We start from the raw sequence: 22,922 nt of genomic DNA, 5'->3' as shown, positions 1-22,922 counted from the left end.
AGAAATGAGTAATAAACAAACCTTTAAATTAAATATGCCAGAAATAAATTTATATATAATTATTATTGGTATTTCTAGTATAATTTTGCTTTATTACAACTTGTATGTAGGGTGTTTATTTTTCTGTATTTTTGCATATATGGTTTTTCACAATTGGAGAACAACTAATATTAGACGTCATGAATGGACAGAGTATATTCAAAATTTATCTTTAGATATAGATGAAACAACTAAGAAAGCTATAATAAATCTTCCAATACCACTATGTATTCTAGAATTTGATGGAAATATATCATGGTATAATGGAAAGTTTTATGATATGATTGGTCAAAAAGATTTACTTGATAAAAATATAGAAGATATAGTTAAAAATCTTAATTTAAGAAAAGTATTAAATGAAAATAAAGAGATGTACACTGAAATAAACTATAAGGATAGAGAATATACAATAGTTTATAATGTTATAAAAAATGATCAAGAAAAAAATCCTAAATATTTAATGATATTATACTGGATAGATAAGACAGAATATTTACAAGTAAAACAAGATTATGATGATGAAAAAGATGCAATGATGTTAATACAAGTAGATGGATATGATGAAGTATTAAAAAGTGCAGCAGAAGATAAGAGAGCTTTAATTAATGTTGAAGTAGAAAAAATACTTTCTGCTTTAGAATTAAATTCAAATGGTGCTTTGAGAAGGACTTCAAAAGATAAATTCTTCTTGGTAATGCATAAAAAAGAGTTAAAAAAATTGGAAGCTGAGAAGTTTTCTATTTTAGATACAATAAGACATATTGATTATGGAAATAATCTTCCTGTTACAATAAGTATAGGAATTGGTATAGATGGAGATACATTAAATGAGAACCTAAAACTTGCTACAGGTGCTCTTGATTTAGCACTTGGTAGAGGAGGAGACCAAGCTGTTGTAAAGACAAAAGATAAGTTTGTATTTTATGGTGGAAAGTCTAAGGCTGTAGAAAAGAAAACAAAAGTAAAATCTAGACTTATAGGTCATGCTCTGAGAGAGGTTATACAAGAAAGCGATCATGTTTATATAATGGGTCATAAATATCCTGACATGGACGCTATGGGAGCCGCAGTTGGGGTTTATGATATATGTAAATCTTGCAATAAGACAGCAAATATAGTTTTACAATCTGTAAATGAATCTATAGAGATATTTATAAACAAAATAAATGAAAGTAATTATTATAAGAAGTTGTTTATTGGAAAAGAGGAGGCTATTGATAACTGTACTAAAAATACACTAGTTGTTGTAGTTGATACTCATAGACCTAATTATACTGAATGTGAAGAACTCTTAAAGTTATCAGAGAAGGTAGTAGTAATAGACCATCATAGAAGAGGTGTAGAGTTTATAAATGATGCAGTGCTTTTATTCCATGAAATATATGTATCTTCAACATGTGAAATGGTTACAGAATTAGTTCAGTATATGGATGAAGAGGTAACAATCAATAAACTTACAGCTGAAGGTCTTTTAGCAGGAATAAGCTTAGATACTAAAAACTTTGCATTTAAAACAGGTGTGAGGACATTTGAAGCTGCTTCTTACCTTAGAAAAGTTGGAGCAGATACAATAGAAGTCAAGAAGTTTTTCAATTCTGATGTAAAAGATTTTATAATAAAGGCTGAAATAATTCAAAGTACAAAGATAATTAATAATAGAATATGTCTAGCATATTCAAGTACAGAAATAGATAGTATAAACGTCATAATAGCTCAAACTGCTGATGAGCTATTAAATATAAAAGAAGTAGAAGCCTCCTTTGTATTAGGAGAAAAAGATGATACTATATTTATAAGTGCAAGGTCTTTGGGGCAAATAAATGTACATGTACTTATGGAAAAATTAGGAGGCGGGGGACATATAGATATAGCTGGTGCACAGTTAAAAAATGTTTCTCTAAAAGAAGCTTACAAGATAGTAAATAAAATAATAGAGGAGTATTTAGAGGAGGAAGAATAGATGAAAGTTATATTATTAAAAGATGTAAAAGGAACTGGTAAAAAAGGGGAAATGAAAGAAGTAAGTGATGGATATGCAAGAAATTTCTTATTTCCTAAGAAAATGGCTGTGCAAGCAGATAGTGTAGCAATCAAGGAATTAAATGAAAAGAATAAATCTAAAGAAATAAAAGCTCAAAAAGAATATGAAGAAGCTGTTTTACTAGGAAAACAAATGGAAGAAATTAATATAGAAATATATTCAAAATCAGGTGAAGGTGGAAGATTATTTGGTTCAATAACAGCCAAAGAGATAGCTGAGCAATTGAAGAAACAAAAAGATATAGATGTAGACAAAAGAAAGATTTTATTAGATGAACCAATAAGAACTTTAGGTTCAACATTTGTAGAAATAAAAATACATCAAAAAGTAACTACTAAAATAAGAGTAGATGTAAAAGAAAAACAGTAATAACTAGAGGTGATAAAGATGGAAGACATGACGAGAATTCCTCCTCACAGTGTAGAATCAGAGCAGTCAATATTAGGTTCTATACTGCTAGACAAAGATGCTATAATAACAGTTACAGAAACTATAAGGCCTGATGACTTCTATAAAGAGGCTCACAAAATAATATATGAATGTATGATAACTTTAAGCAATAAAGGTGAGCCTATAGACTTAATAACATTGACAGAAGAGCTAAGAAAACAAGGGCATCTTAATGATATTGGAGGAATCAGTTATATTACAAGTCTTTCTACAATAGTGCCAACAACTTCAAATGTAAAATACTATGCTGATATAGTAAAAGAAAAGTCTGTACTTAGAAAGCTTATAAAAGCATCTAATGAAATAATAAATCTAGGATATAGTGGAGCAACGAAAATTGAAGATGTTTTGGAACAAGCTGAAAAGAGAATATTTGATATATCACAGGAAAAAACTAGTGACGATTTTAAATCTATAAACTTAGTTTTGATGGATGCCTATGATATGATAGAAAAATTATATACAAATAAAAGCGATGTAACTGGTATAACTACTGGTTTTAAAGATTTAAATAAAAAAATAAATGGTCTTCAAAGAACAGATTTAATATTAGTTGCGGCAAGACCTGCAATGGGTAAAACGGCCTTTTCTTTAAATTTAGTACAAAATGCAGCTTTAAAAGGAGATGCTTCTGTAGCTGTGTTTAGTTTAGAGATGTCAAAAGAACAGTTAGTACAACGTATGCTATCTTCGCAATCTAGTGTAGAATTGAAAAAGATAAAGACTGGAACACTTAATGATAATGATTGGCCTAGGATTATAGATGCAATGGCAGTACTGTCAGATGCAAAAATACACATAGATGATACTCCTGGAATAAAAATATCAGAATTAAGGTCAAAGTGCAGAAAGTTAAAGATAGAAAAAGGTCTAGATTTAGTGCTTATAGATTATCTTCAACTTATGGAAGGTGAAGGTAATAATGAAAGTAGACAACAAGAAATATCTAAAATATCAAGGTCATTAAAAGTATTAGCAAAAGAATTAAATTGTCCTGTAGTAGCATTATCTCAGTTATCACGTGCCCCAGAGCAAAGAGCAGACCATAGACCTATGTTATCTGATTTAAGAGAATCTGGAGCAATTGAGCAGGATGCAGATATAGTTATGTTTTTGTATAGAGATGAATACTATCATGCTGATTCTGAGAGTAAAAATATAGGAGAAATAATAATAGCAAAAAATAGACATGGTGAAACTGGTTCTGTGGAACTAGTTTGGCTTGGTGAGGTTCAAAGATTTGGGGATAAGTTGAGAGACCTATAATTTAACTAATATCCACAGAACATCCTTTCTTTCTACAGGAAAAATGTGGATACATGTCACTAAATATGTCTAAACCTTGAAATTTAGCTAAAAAATTATCCACACTATCCACAGATAGCCTGTTGATAAGTGTGAATAAGTAGATAAAGCAAGCTTTTAGCTTGCTTTATCTGTGTATAAGTATTAATTATCAGGAGGAATAATATGGAAAAAATAAGCTTAAAATGTATATATCCCAATATAATTAAAGTACTTGATGAAATAAACTTATTTAGGATAGTTGATAATAATTTAAAAGAATCAATTGTTGTTTATGCTAGTATTGTGGACAATCAATATCATATAAACATGACTAATACAAACTTTGGAAATATAATTAATGTATGTAAATTAGAAAAACTTTTAGACATGGACAAGTTTATAGAAAAAGTTATAAAAAATAGCACAGAAATTAAAAAAATAGATGACTTTTCAAAAATAGAAGAGTATCTGTTAAATATTGGAGAACGTTAAAAAAGTTGAAAAAAATACGAATATTTGATAGAATAAATAAGTAAAGCGTTCGAGAGTATATAAAATATAGAGGTGAATTACATGAAAACAGTTGCAATTGTTGGTTCTCAATGGGGAGATGAAGGTAAAGGTAAAGTTATCGATTATCTTGCTACTCAAGCAGATGTAGTAGTAAGAGGACAAGGTGGAAATAATGCAGGTCATACATTAGTTGTTGAAGGTAAAAAATATGCATTACACTTAATTCCATCTGGAGTTTTAAATCCAAAGACAGTGAACATAATCGGAAATGGAATAGTATTTGACCCTAAAGGATTCTTAGAAGAATTAGAAATGTTTAAAGAAGATAATATAAATACAGAAAACATAAAAATTAGCGATAGAGCTCATGTTATATTCCCATACCATAAAGAGCTAGATGCATTATCAGAGGAAGCTAGAGGCGATTTAAAGATAGGTACGACAAAAAAAGGTATTGGACCTTGCTATATGGATAAGACAGAGAGATCTGGAATCAGAATATGTGATTTAATGGATAAAGATAAATTTGCCATAAAATTAAAGGCTCAGATAGAAGCTAAAAACAAATTAGTTAGAAACATATATGGAAAAGAAGAATTATTTGATTTTGAAGCTATATATAATGAATATATTGGGTATGCAGAACAAATAAAAAAATATGTAGCAGATACATCAGTTATTGTATATGACGCGGTAAAAGCAGGTAAAAAAGTGTTATTTGAAGGAGCACAAGGTACTTTATTAGACTTAGACTTAGGAACTTATCCATTTGTTACATCTTCTCATCCAATATCTGGGGGATTTGCTATTGGTGCAGGTATAGGACCAAATATGATAAAGGATGTTGTTGGTATAGTAAAAGCTTATACTACAAGAGTTGGAGAAGGTCCATTTGTTACAGAACAAATAAATGAAACTGGTGATAAGATAAGAGAACAAGGGCATGAATTTGGAGTAACTACTGGTAGACCAAGAAGATGCGGGTGGTTTGATGCTGTTATAGTAAAATATGCAGCTAGAGTTAATGGATTAACTAGTATTTCATTTATGTTATTAGATGTGTTAACTGGATTTGACAAAATTAAAGTTTGTACATCTTATAAAATGGACGATAAAATAATAACAGATTTCCCAGCTTCTTTAGATGATTTAGCAAAATGTGAACCTATATATGAAGAATTAGATGGATGGAATGAAGATATAACTCAAGTAGACAATTTTGATGACCTTCCAGAAAATGCAAAGAAATATATTGCTAAAATAGAAGAGTTGATTGGAGTAAGTGTAGATATGGTTTCTGTTGGGCCTAATAGAGCTCAAACTATAATAAGAAAAAACATATTTGCTTAGTATCTTAAGTAAGTGATTTAAATTATAAATGATTAAAAAAAGAGTATCTCAAGATAATACTTACAATTATTAGAGATGCTCTTTTATATTGAGTTAAAATTATTTATGTATATTTTAATAAAATTAAGGTCGAATTTGTCCCCTTGAATTAGATGTCTTATTTAGATGATTTTGTTGAAAATCAATGATTCAGGATTATTTTAATTATGTACTAAAAAAAATAAAAAAAACTGTTGACTAAAAGTTATACAGCAGTTATAATATAACTTGTGAGTGAAAGAAACGACGAAAAAAGTCGAAAAAATGTGGTCTATTAGCTCAGTCGGTAGAGCACCTGACTTTTAATCAGGGTGTCCCGCGTTCGAGTCGCGGATAGATCACCAAATCATGGCTCGTTGGTCAAGAGGTTAAGACACCGCCCTTTCACGGCGGTAACAGGGGTTCAATTCCCCTACGAGTCACCAATATGGGACTATAGCTCAGCTGGGAGAGCACCTGCCTTACAAGCAGGGGGGCACAGGTTCGAGCCCTGTTAGTCCCACCAGTTTTTAGATGAAAAATACTATATATGCTGGTGTGGCTCAACGGTAGAGCAGCTGACTTGTAATCAGCAGGTTGTAGGTTCGATTCCTATCACCAGCTCCACAAAATACATACATGTAAATTAATATAATTTTCTATGTTACAGGATACTTTTAGGTATCTTTTTTTTAATTGCGTCAAAAATTAATTATAATTAAATTTTTAAATATTATACAATATCATATATTTAGAAACAGAGTCTATAAATGTACTATAATAAATTTAAATAATGCAATATATTAAGAATGATATTAATATATATAAAATTACAAACTAGATAAATGATTAGTATATTAAAAGGTATATTAGGAATATAATTAGAAAAACTGAATGGATAATGTGATTATATAGTATAAGTTTTAAACAGAGAAGCAAGTATGTTCTTACCTCTCTATTTAAAAATAAAAAAATGTTTTTTAAGGGCTACTTTATTTAAATCTCTCCCATCTCAAATCATCTCCAGTAAATTCTAAAATTCTAAACTTATCTAAAATCCTAGATAGAATTCTTTGAGTATAAGTATTTCCTATTTGAGATGGTGTTAAGTTGGTTGATATAATAATCTTTTTACCAGCAACAAGTCTTGTGTTTACAATATTGAAAATTTCTCCACTAGTAAAAGAATTATTAAGTTCAGTACCAAGGTCATCTATTATTAATAAATCACAATCAAACAAGTTTTTATAATTTTCTTCACTTATTTGATTGTTTGGGTCTCTTCTAAATTTATAGTCTTCAAGAATATCTAAAATTCTAAAAGATGTTTGATAAATTACAACATTACCTTTGTCTAACAATTCTTTTGCAATACAGTTACACATATATGTTTTACCTAGTCCAGTAGAACCATAAAACAATAAGTTTTCACTATTATCTACCTTAAAGTCATGAACAAAATTTTCGCAGATACTTAGGTTATTTAACATATTTTCTCTTGGAGATATTTCTCCATCAGGACTCTTCTTAGGAGAAAATATATTCAAGTTAAAATTCGAAAAATTTTCCTGACTTAAAATTCTATCTAAATTAGACATTTTATAAGCCTCATTTACAATTTCTTGTTTTAGACAAGAACATTTTTCACCATTAGGTAAAAATCCTTTGTCTTTACAAGAGTCACATTGAAACTTTATTTCTAAGTAATCAAGAGATATGTTGTTTTTAACTAAAAGTTCTTCTTTTCTCAATTTTAAAGATTCTATAGTTTTCTTAGACTCATTTACAATTTCATCTTTAGATTTAGGATTTAAAAGAACTGTTTTAGCTAAGTTAAGACCTATTTTAGAAATATCATCATCTATAGATTTTATCTCAGGAATTCTATTATAGACCTCATTTTTTCTATGTTCCAATAGTAGCTCATTTTTATCTCTTTTATTGGCATATTTAGCCAGTATTTTTCTTATTTTATCTTCATTCATTTAATCACCTACTTAAACTTTTCTTTTTGACTTTTTTTAATAATTTCATCGAGTTCATCAGATGTATATTGAGTAAATGTTTCGTTGAAATTATGAAACTTAGTTTTCTTGTAAGTATTGTTGTTTTGAGTAGTATTAATCTGCTTCTTATTAATATTCTCCTTAACTATACGTTCTTCCTCTTTTTGCTTTAAATCATTTAAATTTTTTATATTTTTTTCGTGCCAATTTTTAATTATTCCATTTATATAAGATATACTTGGGTTTGGTATATTCTTAGATTTAGAACATGCATTTACTATTAAGTCCATATCCATGTCAAATTTATCAAACCAAGCATCCATGAGTTCTTTTTCTGATTTCGTTGCTTGTCTTGAAAATCCCAATTCATTGAAAATAGTTTTATATAAAATATATCGTTCACTTCTAATCAAGAAGCTGTCTTCAACATCTTTTGGGGTATATAAATTTGAATCATACCAGTTTCTAATAATGCCTTCGATGTATTTAACTGGTTTAGATGTACCAGTTTTATCTTTAACATATTCATAAGCACAAAGTATCATATCAGGGCCCATGTTGTATTTATTCATTATATCCATAATACTTATTTTTTCACTTGGGTCAAGATATCGACCAACTATTTTATTTATAGAATTGAACATCTTTCTAATACTTGGATTTTCAGAAGTAGATACAACTTTATCTGTATTAGATTTTACAGATGAATTATTACCTAATATATTTTCGATATAGAAATTTTTTAAATCTAAAAATTCTATTGAATAATTAAAATTATCATATTCTCCATTATCATGTATTTTTATAATCTTTTTTTCTTCCCAGAATTTCCAAGCAGATAGTACATCAGACAAAGGTATATTTAGGTTCTTGGCTATTGAGCTATTGTCAAACTTAGGATTAGAAGTAATATCACAAGCCTGTCTATAGCCTAAAAGATAAACTTTTACGTATAACCCGTCCGCCATTGGCATAAATATATCTATAAAGATATTGGGAATAGTGATTTCACCTAAATCTATTTCATTGCTTTCTTTGAAAAACATTTTATCACCTCAGATTAAATTATATCATTTTTTGTATTACATTTGGTTGTAAACAAATAAAAGGTCATAAGATTAGCATGTAAATATTTTCTAAAAGTATTCATTTTAAAAAGGAGGAGATATTTTGGTTATAAAATTCAACCAAAAAGTAAGAAGAACATTATCAGTAGCAATTTTATTTATGGTACTAATAATAGGTTGCTTCATAGAAAAGGATGACAGTTTAGAAACGTATAAAGAAAAATCTAATTCAAAGATAAATCAATATAATATGGATGTTATATTTGATGATGAAACTAAGAGGTTAATGTGCAATCAGAGTGTTGAGTACATAAATAAGACAAAATCAAACATGGATAAAATATATTTCCATATATATCCGAATGCTTTTTCTAAAAAAGAATTTGCTCCTTTTGAAAAAGATGAGATGACAAGAGCTTATCCTAATGGATTCAATGAAGGATATATAGATATAAAAAACATACTAAATAATAGCAGTAAAATGGAATATAAAATCAAAGGAGATAAAAATGATATACTAGAAATAGAATTGGGGAAAGAGTTAAAGCCAAATGAAAAGATATCTCTGGATATAAAATATAACGTAAAAATACCAAACTCAGTGGGAAGATTTGGATATGGAGAAAACACTATAAATATTACTAATTGGTTTCCTATAGCTTGTGTTAATGATGAAAGAGGATGGAATCTAAAGAGTTATGAAACTATTGGGGACCCATTTTATAGTGAAACTAGTGATTTTCATGTGAAACTATTGATTCCAAATAAGTATAAGATTGCTCATACAGGTAAACTTGTTAATGACAAACATGATAACAAGAAAATGTTGTATGAGATAGAAGCTGAAAACGTTAGGGATTTTGCATTTATATTAAGTAGTAAATTTGATGTAAATAAAGTTGATTCAAAAGGTGTAGCTATTAGTACATACAATTTAAATAAGAAACTTTCTAGCAGAGCAACAGAGATTGCAAAAGATTCAATAAATATATTTAGTGAGTTGTTTGGCAAATACCCATATAAAGAATATTCTGTTGTAGCAAGTGATTTCTTTATAGGTGGAATGGAATATCCAATGCTTGTTATGATAGACCAAAGCTTATATAATGAAAAAAATGAGTTTTTACTTGAGTATGTTATAGCACATGAAACAGCACATCAATGGTGGTATTCTGCTGTTGGAAATGATGAAATAAGTGAACCTTGGTTAGACGAAGCACTTACTGAATATTCTACAATAGTTTATTTTGAACAAAAATATGGAAAAGAAATGGCAAATAAACTTATAAAAACTATGCAAATACAAACAAAGAGTTATTTGAGTGAAAACATATTTAAACCATCAAATGAGTATAAAAATTCTACTGAATACAGTTTAAATGTTTATACAAAAGGAGCAACAGCTTTTAATGAAGTAAGAAAAGAAGTTGGAGATAAGGTATTCTTTGAAACACTAAATGAATATTACAATAAATACAAATATAAAAATGCCAATGGAAGAGCTTTTGTAGAGTTATGGAACAGTAAAGGGGTAGATATAAATAAGATTATAAGTGAATACAAGTAAATTTCGTACAGAGTATTAAATTTTATTTAATACTCTGTTTTTTTGGTATAATATAATTTATAAGGCAGAAAAAGAGGTGAAATAATGCTAAAGTATTGTTCAGTGGGAAGTGGTAGTAGTGGAAATTGCCACTATATAGGATATAAAAATACTAATATACTGGTAGATGCAGGATTAAGTGGAAAGAGAATAACTACAGGTCTTAAAGACATTGGAGTAGATTCAGATAAATTAAAAGGGATATTTATAACTCATGAGCATATTGACCATATAAAAGGGGCAGGTATATTGTCAAGAAAGTTTGACATACCAGTGTTTGCTAATATAAAGACATGGTGTTCTATGAAAGACAAGCTTGGTGATATTAAGGACAAAAATATGAAGGTCTTTGAAAATGATAAAACTTATTCATTAGGAGATGTTATAGTAAGACCTTTTTCAATAGAACATGATGCAGCTGACCCAGTTGGATATAATTTCTATACAGAAAACGATGAAAAAATGTCTATAGCTACTGATATAGGGTGTATTACTGAAAATATAAAAAAACATCTATATAAATCTAAATTAGTGGTATTAGAATCAAATTATGACCCTAATATGCTTATGATGGGTTCATATACATATGCTTTAAAGAAAAGAGTAATGTCAGATACAGGACATTTATCTAATGAAGATGCAGCAAATTTCTGTGTTGAACTTATTGATAAAGGTACAGAATCTATATTATTAGCACATTTAAGTAAAGAAAATAATTTTCCAGAATTGGCATATGAAACTTCAAAGGGAGTATTAGCATCAAACGATATAGTAGTTGGGCAAGATGTAAAACTAGATGTATTATCACGCAATGATGTTTCTAATGTTTATAAGATGAAGTAGAGGTGAATAACTTTGCTAAAAAGAAATTTCGAAAATGTTGAGGATAATAAAATCTTATATTCTATAAAGCAAGGGATGATTTTAGCAATACCTGCTATTATGACTGGTTCAATTGCACTTGTTATTTTGAATCTTCCAATAAAAATTTATCAAGAATATATAGCAAGTTTATTTAATGGTGAGATTTTAAATATGCTTACATTTATAAATGATTCTACCTTAGGAATTATCTCATTAATAATATTGTTGACAATAAGTTATAGCTATGGAAAAATCTATGGGAGCAAGTATACAGTACTTGTTCCTATAGTTGCAATGTGCTCTTTTTTAGTATTTTCACATGGTAGTGAAATAGATTCTTATGTGGAGATATTTAAAACAAAGTGGTTGTTTACAGCTATTATTGTTTCCATAACGTCTTCTATGTTATTTGTAAAGCTCACAGAGTCTTTTATAACAAGTGTAAAGTTTCATACAGAGGGGGCTGATGCTGATTTTAATATGGTGGTTTCAGCTATAATTCCATTTATAACTGTAGTATTTTTATTTTCTATTTTGCGTGTAATAGTAATAAATCTAATTGGAAGTTCAAATTTTCAAGATATATTTTATAATTTATTTTCAAATATATTTAATAGTATGGGAAGAAACCTTATGAGTGCTTTGCTATTTATATTTCTAATGCATTTTATGTGGTTCTTTGGTATTCATGGAAGTAATGTACTTGACACAGTTGCAAAAAATTTATTTGAAAATGGGATGGCAATTAACATAAATTTAGTTAATAATAATCAATTACCAACAGAAATTTTTACTAAGACTTTTTTTGATACAATGGTTTTATTTGGTGGATGTGGAGCTTTGTTGTGTTTAGTAATTGCCATTTTTCTTAGTGAGAAACGTATAAATGTAAGAAAGCTGGCTAAAATTGCTTCAATACCAGCTCTTTTTAATATAAATGAGATGCTAGTTTTTGGGATTCCAATTGTTTTTAACTACATCATGTTTATACCATTTATAATTACACCTATGATTCTAACAATTACAAGTTATGTAGCTATGTCTACAGGTATTGTACCTTGTACAGTTTCTGCAGTAGAATGGACATCACCTATATTTTTAAGTGGATATATGGCTACAGATTCAATAAGAGGAAGTTTGTTGCAATTGTTTAATTTGTGTGTAGGAGTTATGATTTATATTCCATTTATAAAGATGTCACAAAATAGATATATTTACATGTTTAAAAATAATATAGAAAATTTAACAAATTTAGTAAAAAAATGCGAATTAACAGGAGAACAACCAAATATTTTAAATCATAGTGGAAAAATAGGTTCAATATCAAAAATGCTAGCATCAGATTTAAAGTTTGCTATGAAAAAAGAAGATATAGAGATTTTTTATCAACCACAAGTTAATTATGATGGGAATATTGTAGGAGCAGAGGGGTTACTTAGGTGGAGGCATTCAATAGGTGGATTTATTTATCCGCCACTTGTTATACTTTTAGCTAAAGAAGAAGGTTTTTTAGATGAACTTGGAGAGTATATTATTAATAAAGCATGTGTTGATTTAAAGAAAAGTGAAAGCTTATTAATAAATCCTATTAAATTTTCTGTAAATATATCTCCAGACCAACTTAATGCTCCTAATTTACCAGAGCAAATAAAAAATATAATTGAGAATAATAATATCAACCCTAATATGCTTGGTATAGAAATCACAGAGCAGGTTGCATTGTCAGGTTCTCAGATAATTATAGATCGAATAAATGCAATACATGATTTGGGTATAAAGCTTATTATGGATGATTTTGGAATGGGACACAGTTCCCTTGTATACCTCCAAAATAATAATTTTGATATAGTTAAGTTAGATGGTTCACTTGTTAAAGAGATACTTACAAACAAAAGAAGTAGTGAAATCATAATGTCTATTGTAAATCTTTCAAAAAACCTAGATTTTGATATAATCGTGGAGTATGTTGAAAATTTAAATCAGAGAGATAAGTTGTATGACTTAGGATGTGAAATATATCAAGGATATTATTATAGTAAAGCTATACCTTTTGAGGAGTTTATAGATTATGCAAATCGAGAACTTGCTAAATAGTCTTACTAATAGTTTGTAAGTCATATTGGTATATAAATTTGTAATAAGATTAAGTTTAGGAGAAGTATATGAATATAAGTATAGTTGTAGTAGGTAAAATTAAAGAAAAATATTTAAAGTTAGGTATTGATGAATTTAGAAAGAGGCTTTCTAAGTATTGCAAGTTGGAAATTATAGAGTTAGATGATGAAAAAGCTCCCGAAAATTTAAGTGCTAAGGAAATGGAAATTATAAAAGATAAAGAGGGAAAGAAGATTTTAGGTAAGATAAAGCATAACAGCTATGTTATAGCTCTTGCTATTGATGGAAAGAATTTGTCTTCTGAAGAACTGGCTAAGACTATGAGTGATTTAGCAGTTAGAGGTAACAGTAGTCTTTGTTTTATAATTGGAGGTTCTTTAGGGCTTTCTGATGATGTTTTGGATAGGGCTGATTATAGATTATCTTTTTCTAGGATGACTTTTCCTCATCAGATGATGAGGTTGATATTGTTAGAGCAGATTTATAGGGCTTATAGGATAAATAATGGAGAACCATATCATAAGTAAGGGAGCACGTTAGTCTTAACCACTGAAATAAGTTGGTTAAGGCTACTTTTATTTTACAGGCATATAATAAGTTAAAGTACAAATAATATATAGTATTTTGATATAAATTATCAGATTAGATTTAGTAAAGTATCGAAATTGATTAAAATATAGATAAATAAGTATATAAAGAGGGATTAAACAATGAAGTATAAAATAATAAATTAGGTGAGGTCTGATTTAGAAGAGAAAAACTTTGAAAAAGTGGCTGAAGTTGAAATTTTAAGAAACTTAGCATCTTGTGTCGGTTTAGGTGTAACTAAAGAAGAAATGAATAAATTAAGAAATTTATCATCAGAGGAATTAAAAAATATTGCGGAGAAATGCAAGAAAGCATATTTACATGCTGTAGACTTTATAACAACAGAACTACCTTTAACTAGTCATGGATATTTGCCTTATTCATTACAGTTAACATATTTCATTTGCATTAAGAAATGCATTAAGTAAAACATATGCTCTTATTCTTTCTAGGAACAACCTTAGAAGCTTACTGGACGGAGCTCTAATAAATACACAGTCAGTACTGTCTATAGTCAATAAAAATGAATATCATCACATTTTCCCAAAAGATTATTTGAAAAATAAAGGGTTTAATAAAAATTAAATTAACTGTAATGGAAATATATGTATAATTAATCTGAATAACAGTAGAACTATATTAAATAAAGTACCTAGTGATTATTTCAAAATAATTAAAAATAATTTAGGTGATAACTTAAAAGATGTGTTAAGTAGTAACTTCATAGATTAAGAAAGCTATGAGTACGACTTAAAAGATGATTATGCTGGATTTATAACAGCTAGAATAAATTAATAGTAAAAAAGCTAAGGAATTGTGTGAAGATGACTTAGCTATTTTACCTGGACATGATTTATTTAGAGAACAAGATATTGACGAAACAAGTAACAATGAACAATTAACTCTAATTTAATATTATTTTATAAAATTGTAGCAAAATATATGCTCTGTTGGATTTATAATGGAGCAGTGTTTCAAAGGTAATAATGAATAAGAAAAGAGAAATAGATAGCATAGAGATACAAATAAATGATGATGTGATAATATACTTAATGAAGGATGGGTTGCCTAAAGAACAAGGTAACCCATCCTGTTTGTATTTACTTGGAATAAATTGTGTAAATTTGAAAAGTAAGTATATAAAAAGTATACAAATACGTAAATTATAGTCTATTTGTAGTTAATATGAGATTGGCATTTTAAATAGGATAATACTCTAATTTTTATAAGAGTTAAAGCAAGCATGTATTATTACTTAAATATTTGTATAATCAACATCTAGTAATTTACCTTTTTGGTGAAAATGATTAATAAGTTTTTTAGGATAATTCATTATTAATTCATTTGGAAAATTAATTTCTTTTAAGATATTCTCAGAATACTCATAGTTACCTATATCAAAACAAATGTGAGCATCTGAAGTTAGTATGATTTTAGTACCATGTTTTTTGCAAAGTGTAGCAATATACTTACAATTATCCGAGCTACCATTTCTTGACACTCCTTTGATAGAACAATTATTTATCTCTATTAAGATATTCTTTTCCATGGCTAATTTAATGATTAATTCATAGTCGATTGGGTAGTTTGGGTTTCCAAGGTGGCCTAATATTTCAATATTATCATGCTTATTTATTGCATTTATTAAGGCTTTAGTATTATTCTCTAATGTATTTGGTGAAAAAACGGCTTCATGAAATGACAAAATAAGATAATCTAATCGAGAAATGACAAAGGGTTCTAAATCTATGTTTCCTTCAGTGTCTAGTGTATTTGCTTCACATCCTCTTAAGATTATAATGTTATTTATGATTCTTGGGATATTTTGAATGTTGTGAAAGTACCATTTGTGGGGAGAACCAGGCATCTTAGGACCATGTTCAGATGTACCTAGTATCTTAATTCCATTTTCTTTACAATAATTAATATTTTCTAACAAAGTGCTATAGCCATGACCACTGACTATAGAGTGGGTGTGTAAATCTGATAAAAAATTCATATAAATTCCTCCTCTATAAAAGATGAGGGTAACGTAATTTATATTATAAAATGAATAGGAAAGAAAATCAATAGTTACACAATTAGACAAAAATATTGAAATATTGTAGAATTAAGCTTAATAATAAATATTTAACAGTATTACTGCTTATAGGGGAGGTTAACTATGATACAAAAGAAGCTATCAAGGAAAGAAAAAGTTTTAATTTGCTTGAAAAGATTAACAGAAGAACACTTGAACCTTAATAATGGCATTAGATTTGGATTTGATGCAGAACATATTGCTACTGAAGTAGGTATAAATAGAAGTAATGCTAGTAAGGAATTAAATCAATTAATAAAGGAAAATATCATTATAAAGATAAAGGGAAAACCTGTTCAGTACTTATATAAAGAACGTATTGAGAGTATTTTAGGAAAGAAACTAAATACAGGGATATTTGATAATATTAACTCTATAAACGAATATAGTGAAAATGATTCTATCAAAGATGAGTATATTGTAGAGGGTATAAAAAAAGAGAACAATATTTTTAATTTAGTAGGATGTGACGGAAGTTTAAAGTCCCAGATAGAGCAAGCTAAAGCAGCAGTAATATATCCACCTAAGGGGTTGAGTACATTAATAATAGGACCTACAGGAGTTGGTAAATCTATATTTGCAGAATATATGTATAAGTATAGTTTAACTATAAAAGAAGATAGTGATAATGCACCATTTATCATATTTAACTGTGCTGATTATTCTGATAATCAGCAATTATTATTAGCACAGCTTTTTGGATATGTAAAAGGAGCATTTACTGGAGCTGATAAAGATAAATATGGTATTGTACATGAAGCTAATAATGGAATATTGTTTTTAGATGAAGTTCATCGACTATCTGCAGAGGGACAAGAAATGTTATTTCTGCTTATGGATAAAGGTATATATAGAAGATTAGGAGAGGCTAATAAGGTACATGAGTGTAGGGTTATGATAATTGCAGCTACTACAGAAGACCCAGAGATAGCAATGTTGGAAACGTTTTTAAGAAGAATACCTGTAACTATAAAGATTCCGTCTTTAGAGGAAAGAGGCTTTCAAGAGAGAATGAAGCTTATATGTTATTTTTTTAAAGAAGAAAGTATTAGGATTGGTGTTAAGTTAAAGGTTTCAAAAGAAGTTATTAAGGCATTTATTTTATATAAGTGTAAGGGAAATATAGGACAATTAAAAAGCGACATACAATTAATTTGTGCAAGAGCTTTTTTAGATTATATGACCTATAAAAGAGAATGTGTATATGTAAGACTTTCTCTTCTACCAAACAATATTAGAGAATCATTATATGGAAATAATAGAAAAGAGGAGTTTGTACAAAACTTCAGTTTTATTGGGAAAGAGGATATTATTTTTTTACCAGAAGAAAAGAATTTTGAAAGTGAAAATTTATTAATAGAAAATAAAAAATATGATTTAGATTTCTATGGAATGATAAAAGAAACTTGGAATAAACTTCAACAGGAAGGGATTAAAGAGTCACAAATTAGAAGCGTTATAGATGAAGATATACAGAAGTATTCCTATAATTTAATGAATACTTTTATATATAATAGTAGTAATCAAACAGCTTATAACAATATTGTTAATGATTCAATTGCAACTACTGTGAAGTATATTTTACAAAAGCATGATAAATGGAGCAAAAGAGAAGGATTAGATAAATTAATAAAAGCTATAGCCCTACATATTCAGAATTTAATTGAAAGAATAAAGATTGGGAACATAGTAAAGCATCCTAATAAAGATGAGATTATGAAGGAAAGAGCATATGAATATAACATAGCAAAAGAAATATTATCTAGCATGTCGTTAATGTATGGAGTTGAGTTTCCAGAAGATGAAGCAATTTTTTTAGCAACGTTTCTTTATTTATCTTATGTGGGATTAAATGAGGAGAGTATAGCAATATTAGTTATAATGCATGGTGAATCTACGGCATCTAGCATGGTGAATGTAGCTAATACTTTACTGGATTGTAACCATGCGGTGGCAATCAATATGGGATTAGAAGATAGAGTTCAGGATATTTTAGTCCAAGCTGTAGAAATAGCCAATGAAATTGACAAAGGAAAGGGAATTTTAATTCTAACTGATATGGGATCTATTTTAACATTTGCTAAAGTTATTCATGATGCTACTGGAAAAGAAGTAAAAGCAATAGATATGGTAAGTACACCTATTGTAATAGAAGCAACTAGAAAGGCCTTAACTCCGGAAATGACATTAGAGAAATTATATTTTAATATTATAGAATCTATAAAGAAACATTATGGAGATATGGAAATTATGTATGCTGAAAAAGATAATGGTGGTAGATATTTTGATAGATTACTAATTGATAATATTAGTAAAACTTTGACTTTTTTAAATGGGGAAAAGGCTTATTTTATATTAAAAGAAGTAATTAATAGAATTAGCGAACATTATTCTTTAGTAATTCAAGATGAGCTTTTAGTAAAGTTTATATTTCATTGTTCATGTATGATTGAAAGAGTAATAATAAAAGAGTCTTTAGTTTATAAATTATATGAAGAAAGAATTAGTAGAAGTAAAGAATTATATTTAGTTATAAAAGAAAGCTTTAAGCTTGTAGAAGAGACATTCGATATAATTATTTCAGATATGGAATATGCAAATATATTAGATATATTTGAATCACAGTATGATACAGATAAATTCAAAAGTTGATACAAAATTTAAATATAGCCAAAAGGCTATCTTTTTTTTACCTATTTTTGATACAGATTTGATACAGGTTTGAAAAAGATTTTGATACATATTGAAAAAGTGAGTTTTTTTTATAAATTAAGTAAAAAGATTTGATTAAATCCTGTAAAATAGCCATTTGTTATTGATACACATAAGTTGGCACAACAATTGCTTATATAAAAAGTGACAAGAAAAGTGAGGTGAGATTGGTGATTGGGATAATAGTTATGACTCATGGGAATTTTAGTGAAGAAGTTATAAAAAGCTGTGAACTTATTGCAGGACCAGCAGAAAGAACAGCAGCAATTAAACTAAATAGGAATGATAATATTGAAGACTTAAATAGAAATTTTGTAGAAAAGTTAAATGAATTAGATGAAGGTGACGGAGTTTTAGTATTAGCTGACCTATTAGGAGGTTCACCAAGTAATGTTGCAAGTTTAAACCTTAAAAAAGGTGGAAAGTTTCATGCACTTACTGGAGTAAATCTTCCAATGCTACTTGAAGCTTTAATTAATAGAGATGGAAAAAGTTTAGAAGAGTTAGCAGAGACATGTATTGAAGCGGGGAAAACTGGTATAAACCATATTAATAAAGTTCTTGGCTCAATGTAATAGAAAAAGGAGTTCGATTAAAAATGTCTTTAGTAAAATATTGCAGATGTGATGATAGATTAATACATGGTCAAGTGATATATAAATGGGTTAAGCATCTAGGTGTTAAAAAAATAGTAGTAGTAGATGATGAAACAACCAATGATGTTATTGCTAAAGGTTTGATAAAAATGGCAGCACCAAAGAATATTGATTTATCAATATTAACTGTAAGTGAATCAAGGAGGTATTTTTATAATAACCAAGCTGATGATAACGTTTTTGTATTAATTAAAAACTTAGATACTGCAAATAGAATGAGAGAAGAAGGAATTGATATTAAAAAACTTATTATTGGAAGAATACCTACAGGGATAGGAAAAAAGAAAATATCTCAAAGTGTATACATTAATAAAAAAGAATTTCTTTTAATAGATGAATTTATTAAAAAAAATATTAATGTATCAATTCAAATGGTACCTGACGAGGACGAAGTAGAGTTAAATCACATTATTAATCGCTATAAAGGAGAGTTTGTTTAGCAATGAATAAATATAAGGCAATCATACTCTGCCATGGAACTTGGGGAAAAGTATTAGTAGAAGAAGCAAATAAAAACTTTGGATTGTCAAATCAATACGAAGTTTTATCACTAAGCCCTGAAAAAGATGTTTCTGTATTCATGAAAGAGGTTGAAGAAATAGTAGATAAAGAGGATGTGAAAATTATAATATCAGATCTGTATGGGGGATCTACATCAAATGTTGCAATAGCTGTTGCTATAAGAAGAGGGATAGATGCAATAAATGGACTTAGCTTACAGACAATTTTAATCGTAGATGAAGAATTAAGCAAAGAAGATAAAGTACATACATTACCAGAAAGAATCGTCAGAAAAAATAATAGCCTTTGTGTGGATTTAATTAAAGAATTTAAAAAAATATAAATTATGAGGTGGATATAATGGCAAAAATAACATTAGTAAGAGTAGATCATAGATTAATTCATGGACAAGTTATAACAAAATGGGTGAAAATCGCTCAAGCTCAAAAAATAGTAATAGTTGATGACTTCTTAGGTCAAGATGAATTTATGGCTGACGTATATAGGATGGCAGCACCATCAGGAGTAGAAGTGGCTATTTTAACAGTAGAAGATGCAGGGCAAGCATTCCAAAACAATACTTTAGGAGATAAAAATATATTTATTCTATTTAAGAACGTTGATATGGCAAATAAGGCGTATAAGGCAGGTCTTAAGTATGAAAAGATTCAATTAGGAGGTATTCCAAATGAAGCAGGAAAGAAGATGGTATTTACAGCTGTTTCATTAGGAAATGAAGATGTAGAACAACTAAATGAACTTAATGAAAATGGGGTTGAAATAGTTCTACAGGTTATACCAGAGGAATCATCTATGACGTATGAAAATGCGTTAAAGAAATTTAAATAAAAATTTATAAATTAGGAGGAATTATAAATGGAATCTGTTTTGATGTTGGCAATTGTAACAGGATTATGGTATTGGTTTGCAGCAGGTCTTGCAGGGTATACCCTTTTCTCAACACTAAAGTCTCCTTTATTTATAGGTTTTAGCCTTGGATTACTTTGGGGTGATGTAACAACTGGTATGATTGTTGGTGCAAGTATAGAAATGGTTTATCTAGGAATGGTAGCAGCAGGAGGAAATATTCCATCAGATAAATGTTTAGCTGCTCTTATTGCAATACCAGTAGCACTTCAAACTGGTGTTAATGCAGAAGTTGCAGTATCTATTGCGGTACCTTTAGGTGTTATAGGAGTATTAGTTAATAACTTAAGAAGAACTGGTAATGCTGTATTAGTTCATAAGGCAGATAAGTATGCCGAAGAAGGTAATACAAAAGGTATCTGGAGATGTGCAACACTTTACTCTTTAATATTTGGGTTTGTTTTAAGATTTCCAATAGTTTTTGTATGTAACTTTTTTGGAGCAGATTTAGTTCAATCATTATTAGATGTTATACCACAATGGTTAATGAATGGATTAACAGTAATGGGTGGTATATTACCTGCATTAGGTTTTGCAACAACAATATTTACTATAGGTAAAAATAAATTCTTACCAATGTTTATTATAGGATTTTTTATGGTTCAATATTTTGAAATATCAATTACTGCAGCTGCAATATTTGGTGTTTGTATAGCTCTTTTAATTACATTTATGAAAGAAGATAAAAGGGTGGGTGAAGTATAATGCAAGAAATAAAAAACAAAGAAGTTAAAAATGAACAAGGTACGACTGAAGTTAATAAGACAAGAGTACTTACGAAGAAAGATGTAACAAAAACATATCTAAGATGGTGGTGGACAGCAGAATTATCTAACTCTTTTGAAAGAATGCAAGCATTAGCAGTTTGTGCAAGTTTCACTCCGGCTTTAGAAAAGTTATATAAGAGAAAAGAAGATTTAATAGATGCGTTAAAGAGGCATTTACAATTTTTTAATACTCAAGCTATATGGGGAGGGTTAATTCATGGTACAGTTTTAGCTATGGAAGAAGAGAAAGCTACTGAAGGAAAAATCCCAGGAGAAGTTATTTCAGGTGTTAAGAATGGGCTTATGGGACCTTTGGCTGGAATTGGAGATACTTTAGATTTTGGTACATTTCAAACAATATTCTTGGCTTTAGGTGCTTCATTTGGAGCAGAAGGAAGTGTTATAGGTGCATTTTTCCCAATAATGTTTAGTATATTACTATTTTGCGAAGGTTATTACTTATTCCATTTAGGATATTCTTTAGGTAGAGATTCAATTAAGAAAATTCTATCAGGTGGTATTGTCAATAAGATAATTGATGGTGCTTCAATTCTAGGAATGTTTATGATGGGAGCATTATCTGCAACTACAGTTAAGCTTTCAACTCCATTATCATTTGATATTGGTGGTAAAGCAATTGTTGTTCAAGACACATTAAATATGATTGCTCCAGGTTTATTACCACTTGGTGTTGTATTCTTCGTATATTGGGGAATGAAATACAAGAAGTGGACAATAACTAAGTTATTAGTAATTTTAGTTGTAGTAGCATTAGTAGGATCATTAATTGGAATATTCTAATTTACAATGATTAAAATATAGAATTTAATTTTAGGAGGAGAAAGACATGTCAGAAAAAATGTATACAGAGAAGGAATATTTAGAAGGAATTAGAGGAGCAACAGGAGAAAGAGCAGTATGGTTCTATCTTCTTATGAAAGAAGCTGAAAAATTAGGAGTTAATCCAGATGGTATATGTAAAGAAGCAATATATGGATTTGGCAAAATGAGAGGTCAAAAATATAGTGTAGCAGATACTCCAGGAAAAATGGCAGAAATGTTATATAACAGTAAAGGACAAAAAGTGTTTGAAATGGAATTAGTAGAAAATACAGATGAGAATGGAGTTTTAAAATTCCATCACTGTCCATTAGATGCTGCTTGGAAAGAGTATGGATTAACTAAAGAAGAAAGAAAAGAAATTTGTAGATTAGCTTGCTACGGTGATTATGGAAGAGTTGATTGTGCACAAGGTGTTAGATTAGAGTTTGCTCAAAAATGTGCTCATGATGATGAAGTTTGCGAATTAGTATTCACAAGAAAATAGTTTTTAAT

Annotated in this window: 22 protein-coding genes and 4 tRNA genes; 23 read left to right on the top strand and 3 right to left on the bottom strand. The window is 28.7% G+C overall.

Annotated features, from left to right (window positions below):
- Positions 1-4 precede the first annotated feature (4 nt).
- The 9 genes from IC219_RS15620 to IC219_RS15580 all read left to right on the top strand — a co-directional run bounded on the left by IC219_RS15620 (position 5) and on the right by IC219_RS15580 (position 6,325).
- A complete protein-coding gene (locus IC219_RS15620) occupies positions 5-1,999 on the top strand; it encodes a DHH family phosphoesterase (protein ID WP_227436537.1) in 1,995 nt (664 codons plus the stop codon).
- Entirely contained in the window at positions 2,000-2,449 is a 450-nt protein-coding gene (gene rplI, locus IC219_RS15615) for a 50S ribosomal protein L9 (RefSeq protein ID WP_054275501.1), read from the top strand.
- A gap of 18 nt (positions 2,450-2,467) precedes the next feature.
- Positions 2,468-3,796, top strand: a complete 1,329-nt coding sequence (gene dnaB, locus IC219_RS15610; protein WP_227483326.1) for a replicative DNA helicase — start codon at positions 2,468-2,470, stop codon at positions 3,794-3,796.
- A 204-nt stretch (positions 3,797-4,000) separates the two neighbouring features.
- On the top strand, positions 4,001-4,309 hold the full coding sequence (locus tag IC219_RS15605) for a hypothetical protein (RefSeq protein ID WP_227825081.1): 309 nt from the start codon (positions 4,001-4,003) through the stop codon (positions 4,307-4,309).
- 81 nt (positions 4,310-4,390) lie between these two features.
- On the top strand, positions 4,391-5,680 hold the full coding sequence (locus tag IC219_RS15600; protein WP_227831487.1) for an adenylosuccinate synthase: 1,290 nt from the start codon (positions 4,391-4,393) through the stop codon (positions 5,678-5,680).
- A gap of 307 nt (positions 5,681-5,987) precedes the next feature.
- A tRNA-Lys gene (locus IC219_RS15595) sits at positions 5,988-6,063 on the top strand.
- A gap of 6 nt (positions 6,064-6,069) precedes the next feature.
- Positions 6,070-6,144 (top strand) — tRNA-Glu (locus tag IC219_RS15590).
- 4 nt (positions 6,145-6,148) lie between these two features.
- Positions 6,149-6,224, top strand: a tRNA-Val gene (locus IC219_RS15585).
- 26 nt (positions 6,225-6,250) lie between these two features.
- Positions 6,251-6,325 (top strand) — tRNA-Thr (locus tag IC219_RS15580).
- Positions 6,326-6,690: 365 nt separating this feature from the next.
- Here IC219_RS15580 and IC219_RS15575 read toward each other — a convergent pair.
- The gene (locus IC219_RS15575) at positions 6,691-7,683 is read right to left on the bottom strand and encodes an ATP-binding protein (RefSeq protein ID WP_227436528.1); all 993 of its coding nucleotides are present in this window, start codon (positions 7,681-7,683) and stop codon (positions 6,691-6,693) included.
- A gap of 8 nt (positions 7,684-7,691) precedes the next feature.
- A complete protein-coding gene (locus tag IC219_RS15570; protein WP_227436525.1) occupies positions 7,692-8,750 on the bottom strand; it encodes a DnaD domain protein in 1,059 nt (352 codons plus the stop codon).
- A gap of 124 nt (positions 8,751-8,874) precedes the next feature.
- Here IC219_RS15570 and IC219_RS15565 point away from each other — a divergent pair, with 124 nt between their 5' ends.
- The 6 genes from IC219_RS15565 (at position 8,875) to IC219_RS15540 (ending at position 15,113) form a co-directional block, all read left to right on the top strand.
- Positions 8,875-10,338 (top strand): M1 family metallopeptidase, encoded by a 1,464-nt coding sequence (locus tag IC219_RS15565; protein WP_227831486.1) that lies wholly within the window; start codon positions 8,875-8,877, stop codon positions 10,336-10,338.
- 84 nt (positions 10,339-10,422) lie between these two features.
- Complete coding sequence (locus tag IC219_RS15560) at positions 10,423-11,220, top strand: MBL fold metallo-hydrolase (protein WP_227436522.1); 798 nt, start codon at positions 10,423-10,425, stop codon at positions 11,218-11,220.
- Positions 11,221-11,232: 12 nt separating this feature from the next.
- A complete protein-coding gene (locus IC219_RS15555) occupies positions 11,233-13,335 on the top strand; it encodes an EAL domain-containing protein (protein ID WP_227825080.1) in 2,103 nt (700 codons plus the stop codon).
- Positions 13,336-13,403: 68 nt separating this feature from the next.
- On the top strand, positions 13,404-13,883 hold the full coding sequence (gene rlmH / locus IC219_RS15550; protein WP_227825079.1) for a 23S rRNA (pseudouridine(1915)-N(3))-methyltransferase RlmH: 480 nt from the start codon (positions 13,404-13,406) through the stop codon (positions 13,881-13,883).
- A 243-nt stretch (positions 13,884-14,126) separates the two neighbouring features.
- Complete coding sequence (locus tag IC219_RS15545; RefSeq protein ID WP_227436516.1) at positions 14,127-14,372, top strand: hypothetical protein; 246 nt, start codon at positions 14,127-14,129, stop codon at positions 14,370-14,372.
- A gap of 558 nt (positions 14,373-14,930) precedes the next feature.
- Entirely contained in the window at positions 14,931-15,113 is a 183-nt protein-coding gene (locus IC219_RS15540; RefSeq protein ID WP_227831485.1) for a hypothetical protein, read from the top strand.
- Between the two features lie 86 nt (positions 15,114-15,199).
- Here the strand turns inward: IC219_RS15540 and IC219_RS15535 are convergent, their stop codons facing one another.
- Positions 15,200-15,943: a PHP domain-containing protein gene (locus IC219_RS15535; RefSeq protein WP_227831484.1), complete on the bottom strand. Its 744-nt coding sequence runs from the start codon at positions 15,941-15,943 to the stop codon at positions 15,200-15,202.
- 165 nt (positions 15,944-16,108) lie between these two features.
- Between IC219_RS15535 and IC219_RS15530 the strand changes: the two genes are divergently transcribed.
- The 8 genes from IC219_RS15530 to IC219_RS15495 all read left to right on the top strand — a co-directional run bounded on the left by IC219_RS15530 (position 16,109) and on the right by IC219_RS15495 (position 22,914).
- Positions 16,109-18,676 carry a sigma 54-interacting transcriptional regulator gene (locus tag IC219_RS15530; RefSeq protein WP_227831483.1) on the top strand — a complete coding sequence of 856 codons (2,568 nt, stop codon included), beginning with the start codon at positions 16,109-16,111 and terminating at the stop codon, positions 18,674-18,676.
- 230 nt (positions 18,677-18,906) lie between these two features.
- Positions 18,907-19,311 carry a PTS sugar transporter subunit IIA gene (locus tag IC219_RS15525; RefSeq protein ID WP_227436507.1) on the top strand — a complete coding sequence of 135 codons (405 nt, stop codon included), beginning with the start codon at positions 18,907-18,909 and terminating at the stop codon, positions 19,309-19,311.
- Positions 19,312-19,334: 23 nt separating this feature from the next.
- A complete protein-coding gene (locus IC219_RS15520; RefSeq protein WP_227831482.1) occupies positions 19,335-19,832 on the top strand; it encodes a PTS sugar transporter subunit IIB in 498 nt (165 codons plus the stop codon).
- 2 nt (positions 19,833-19,834) lie between these two features.
- Positions 19,835-20,236: a PTS sugar transporter subunit IIA gene (locus tag IC219_RS15515; RefSeq protein WP_227436503.1), complete on the top strand. Its 402-nt coding sequence runs from the start codon at positions 19,835-19,837 to the stop codon at positions 20,234-20,236.
- 17 nt (positions 20,237-20,253) lie between these two features.
- Complete coding sequence (locus IC219_RS15510; protein ID WP_227825074.1) at positions 20,254-20,742, top strand: PTS system mannose/fructose/N-acetylgalactosamine-transporter subunit IIB; 489 nt, start codon at positions 20,254-20,256, stop codon at positions 20,740-20,742.
- A gap of 27 nt (positions 20,743-20,769) precedes the next feature.
- Positions 20,770-21,525, top strand: a complete 756-nt coding sequence (locus tag IC219_RS15505) for a PTS mannose/fructose/sorbose/N-acetylgalactosamine transporter subunit IIC (RefSeq protein WP_003425166.1) — start codon at positions 20,770-20,772, stop codon at positions 21,523-21,525.
- Positions 21,525-22,388, top strand: coding sequence for a PTS system mannose/fructose/sorbose family transporter subunit IID (locus IC219_RS15500; RefSeq protein ID WP_227436499.1), 864 nt, complete (start codon positions 21,525-21,527; stop codon positions 22,386-22,388). The genes IC219_RS15505 and IC219_RS15500 overlap by 1 nt, the downstream gene beginning before the upstream one ends.
- Positions 22,389-22,434: 46 nt before the next feature.
- Entirely contained in the window at positions 22,435-22,914 is a 480-nt protein-coding gene (locus IC219_RS15495; RefSeq protein WP_227831481.1) for an L-2-amino-thiazoline-4-carboxylic acid hydrolase, read from the top strand.
- Positions 22,915-22,922 lie beyond the last annotated feature (8 nt).

The organism is Clostridioides sp. ES-W-0018-02 (assembly GCF_020658175.1).
In the GTDB taxonomy this organism is placed as follows: Bacteria; Bacillota; Clostridia; order Peptostreptococcales; family Peptostreptococcaceae; genus Clostridioides.
This window is presented reverse-complemented; position numbering and strand designations above follow the sequence as displayed.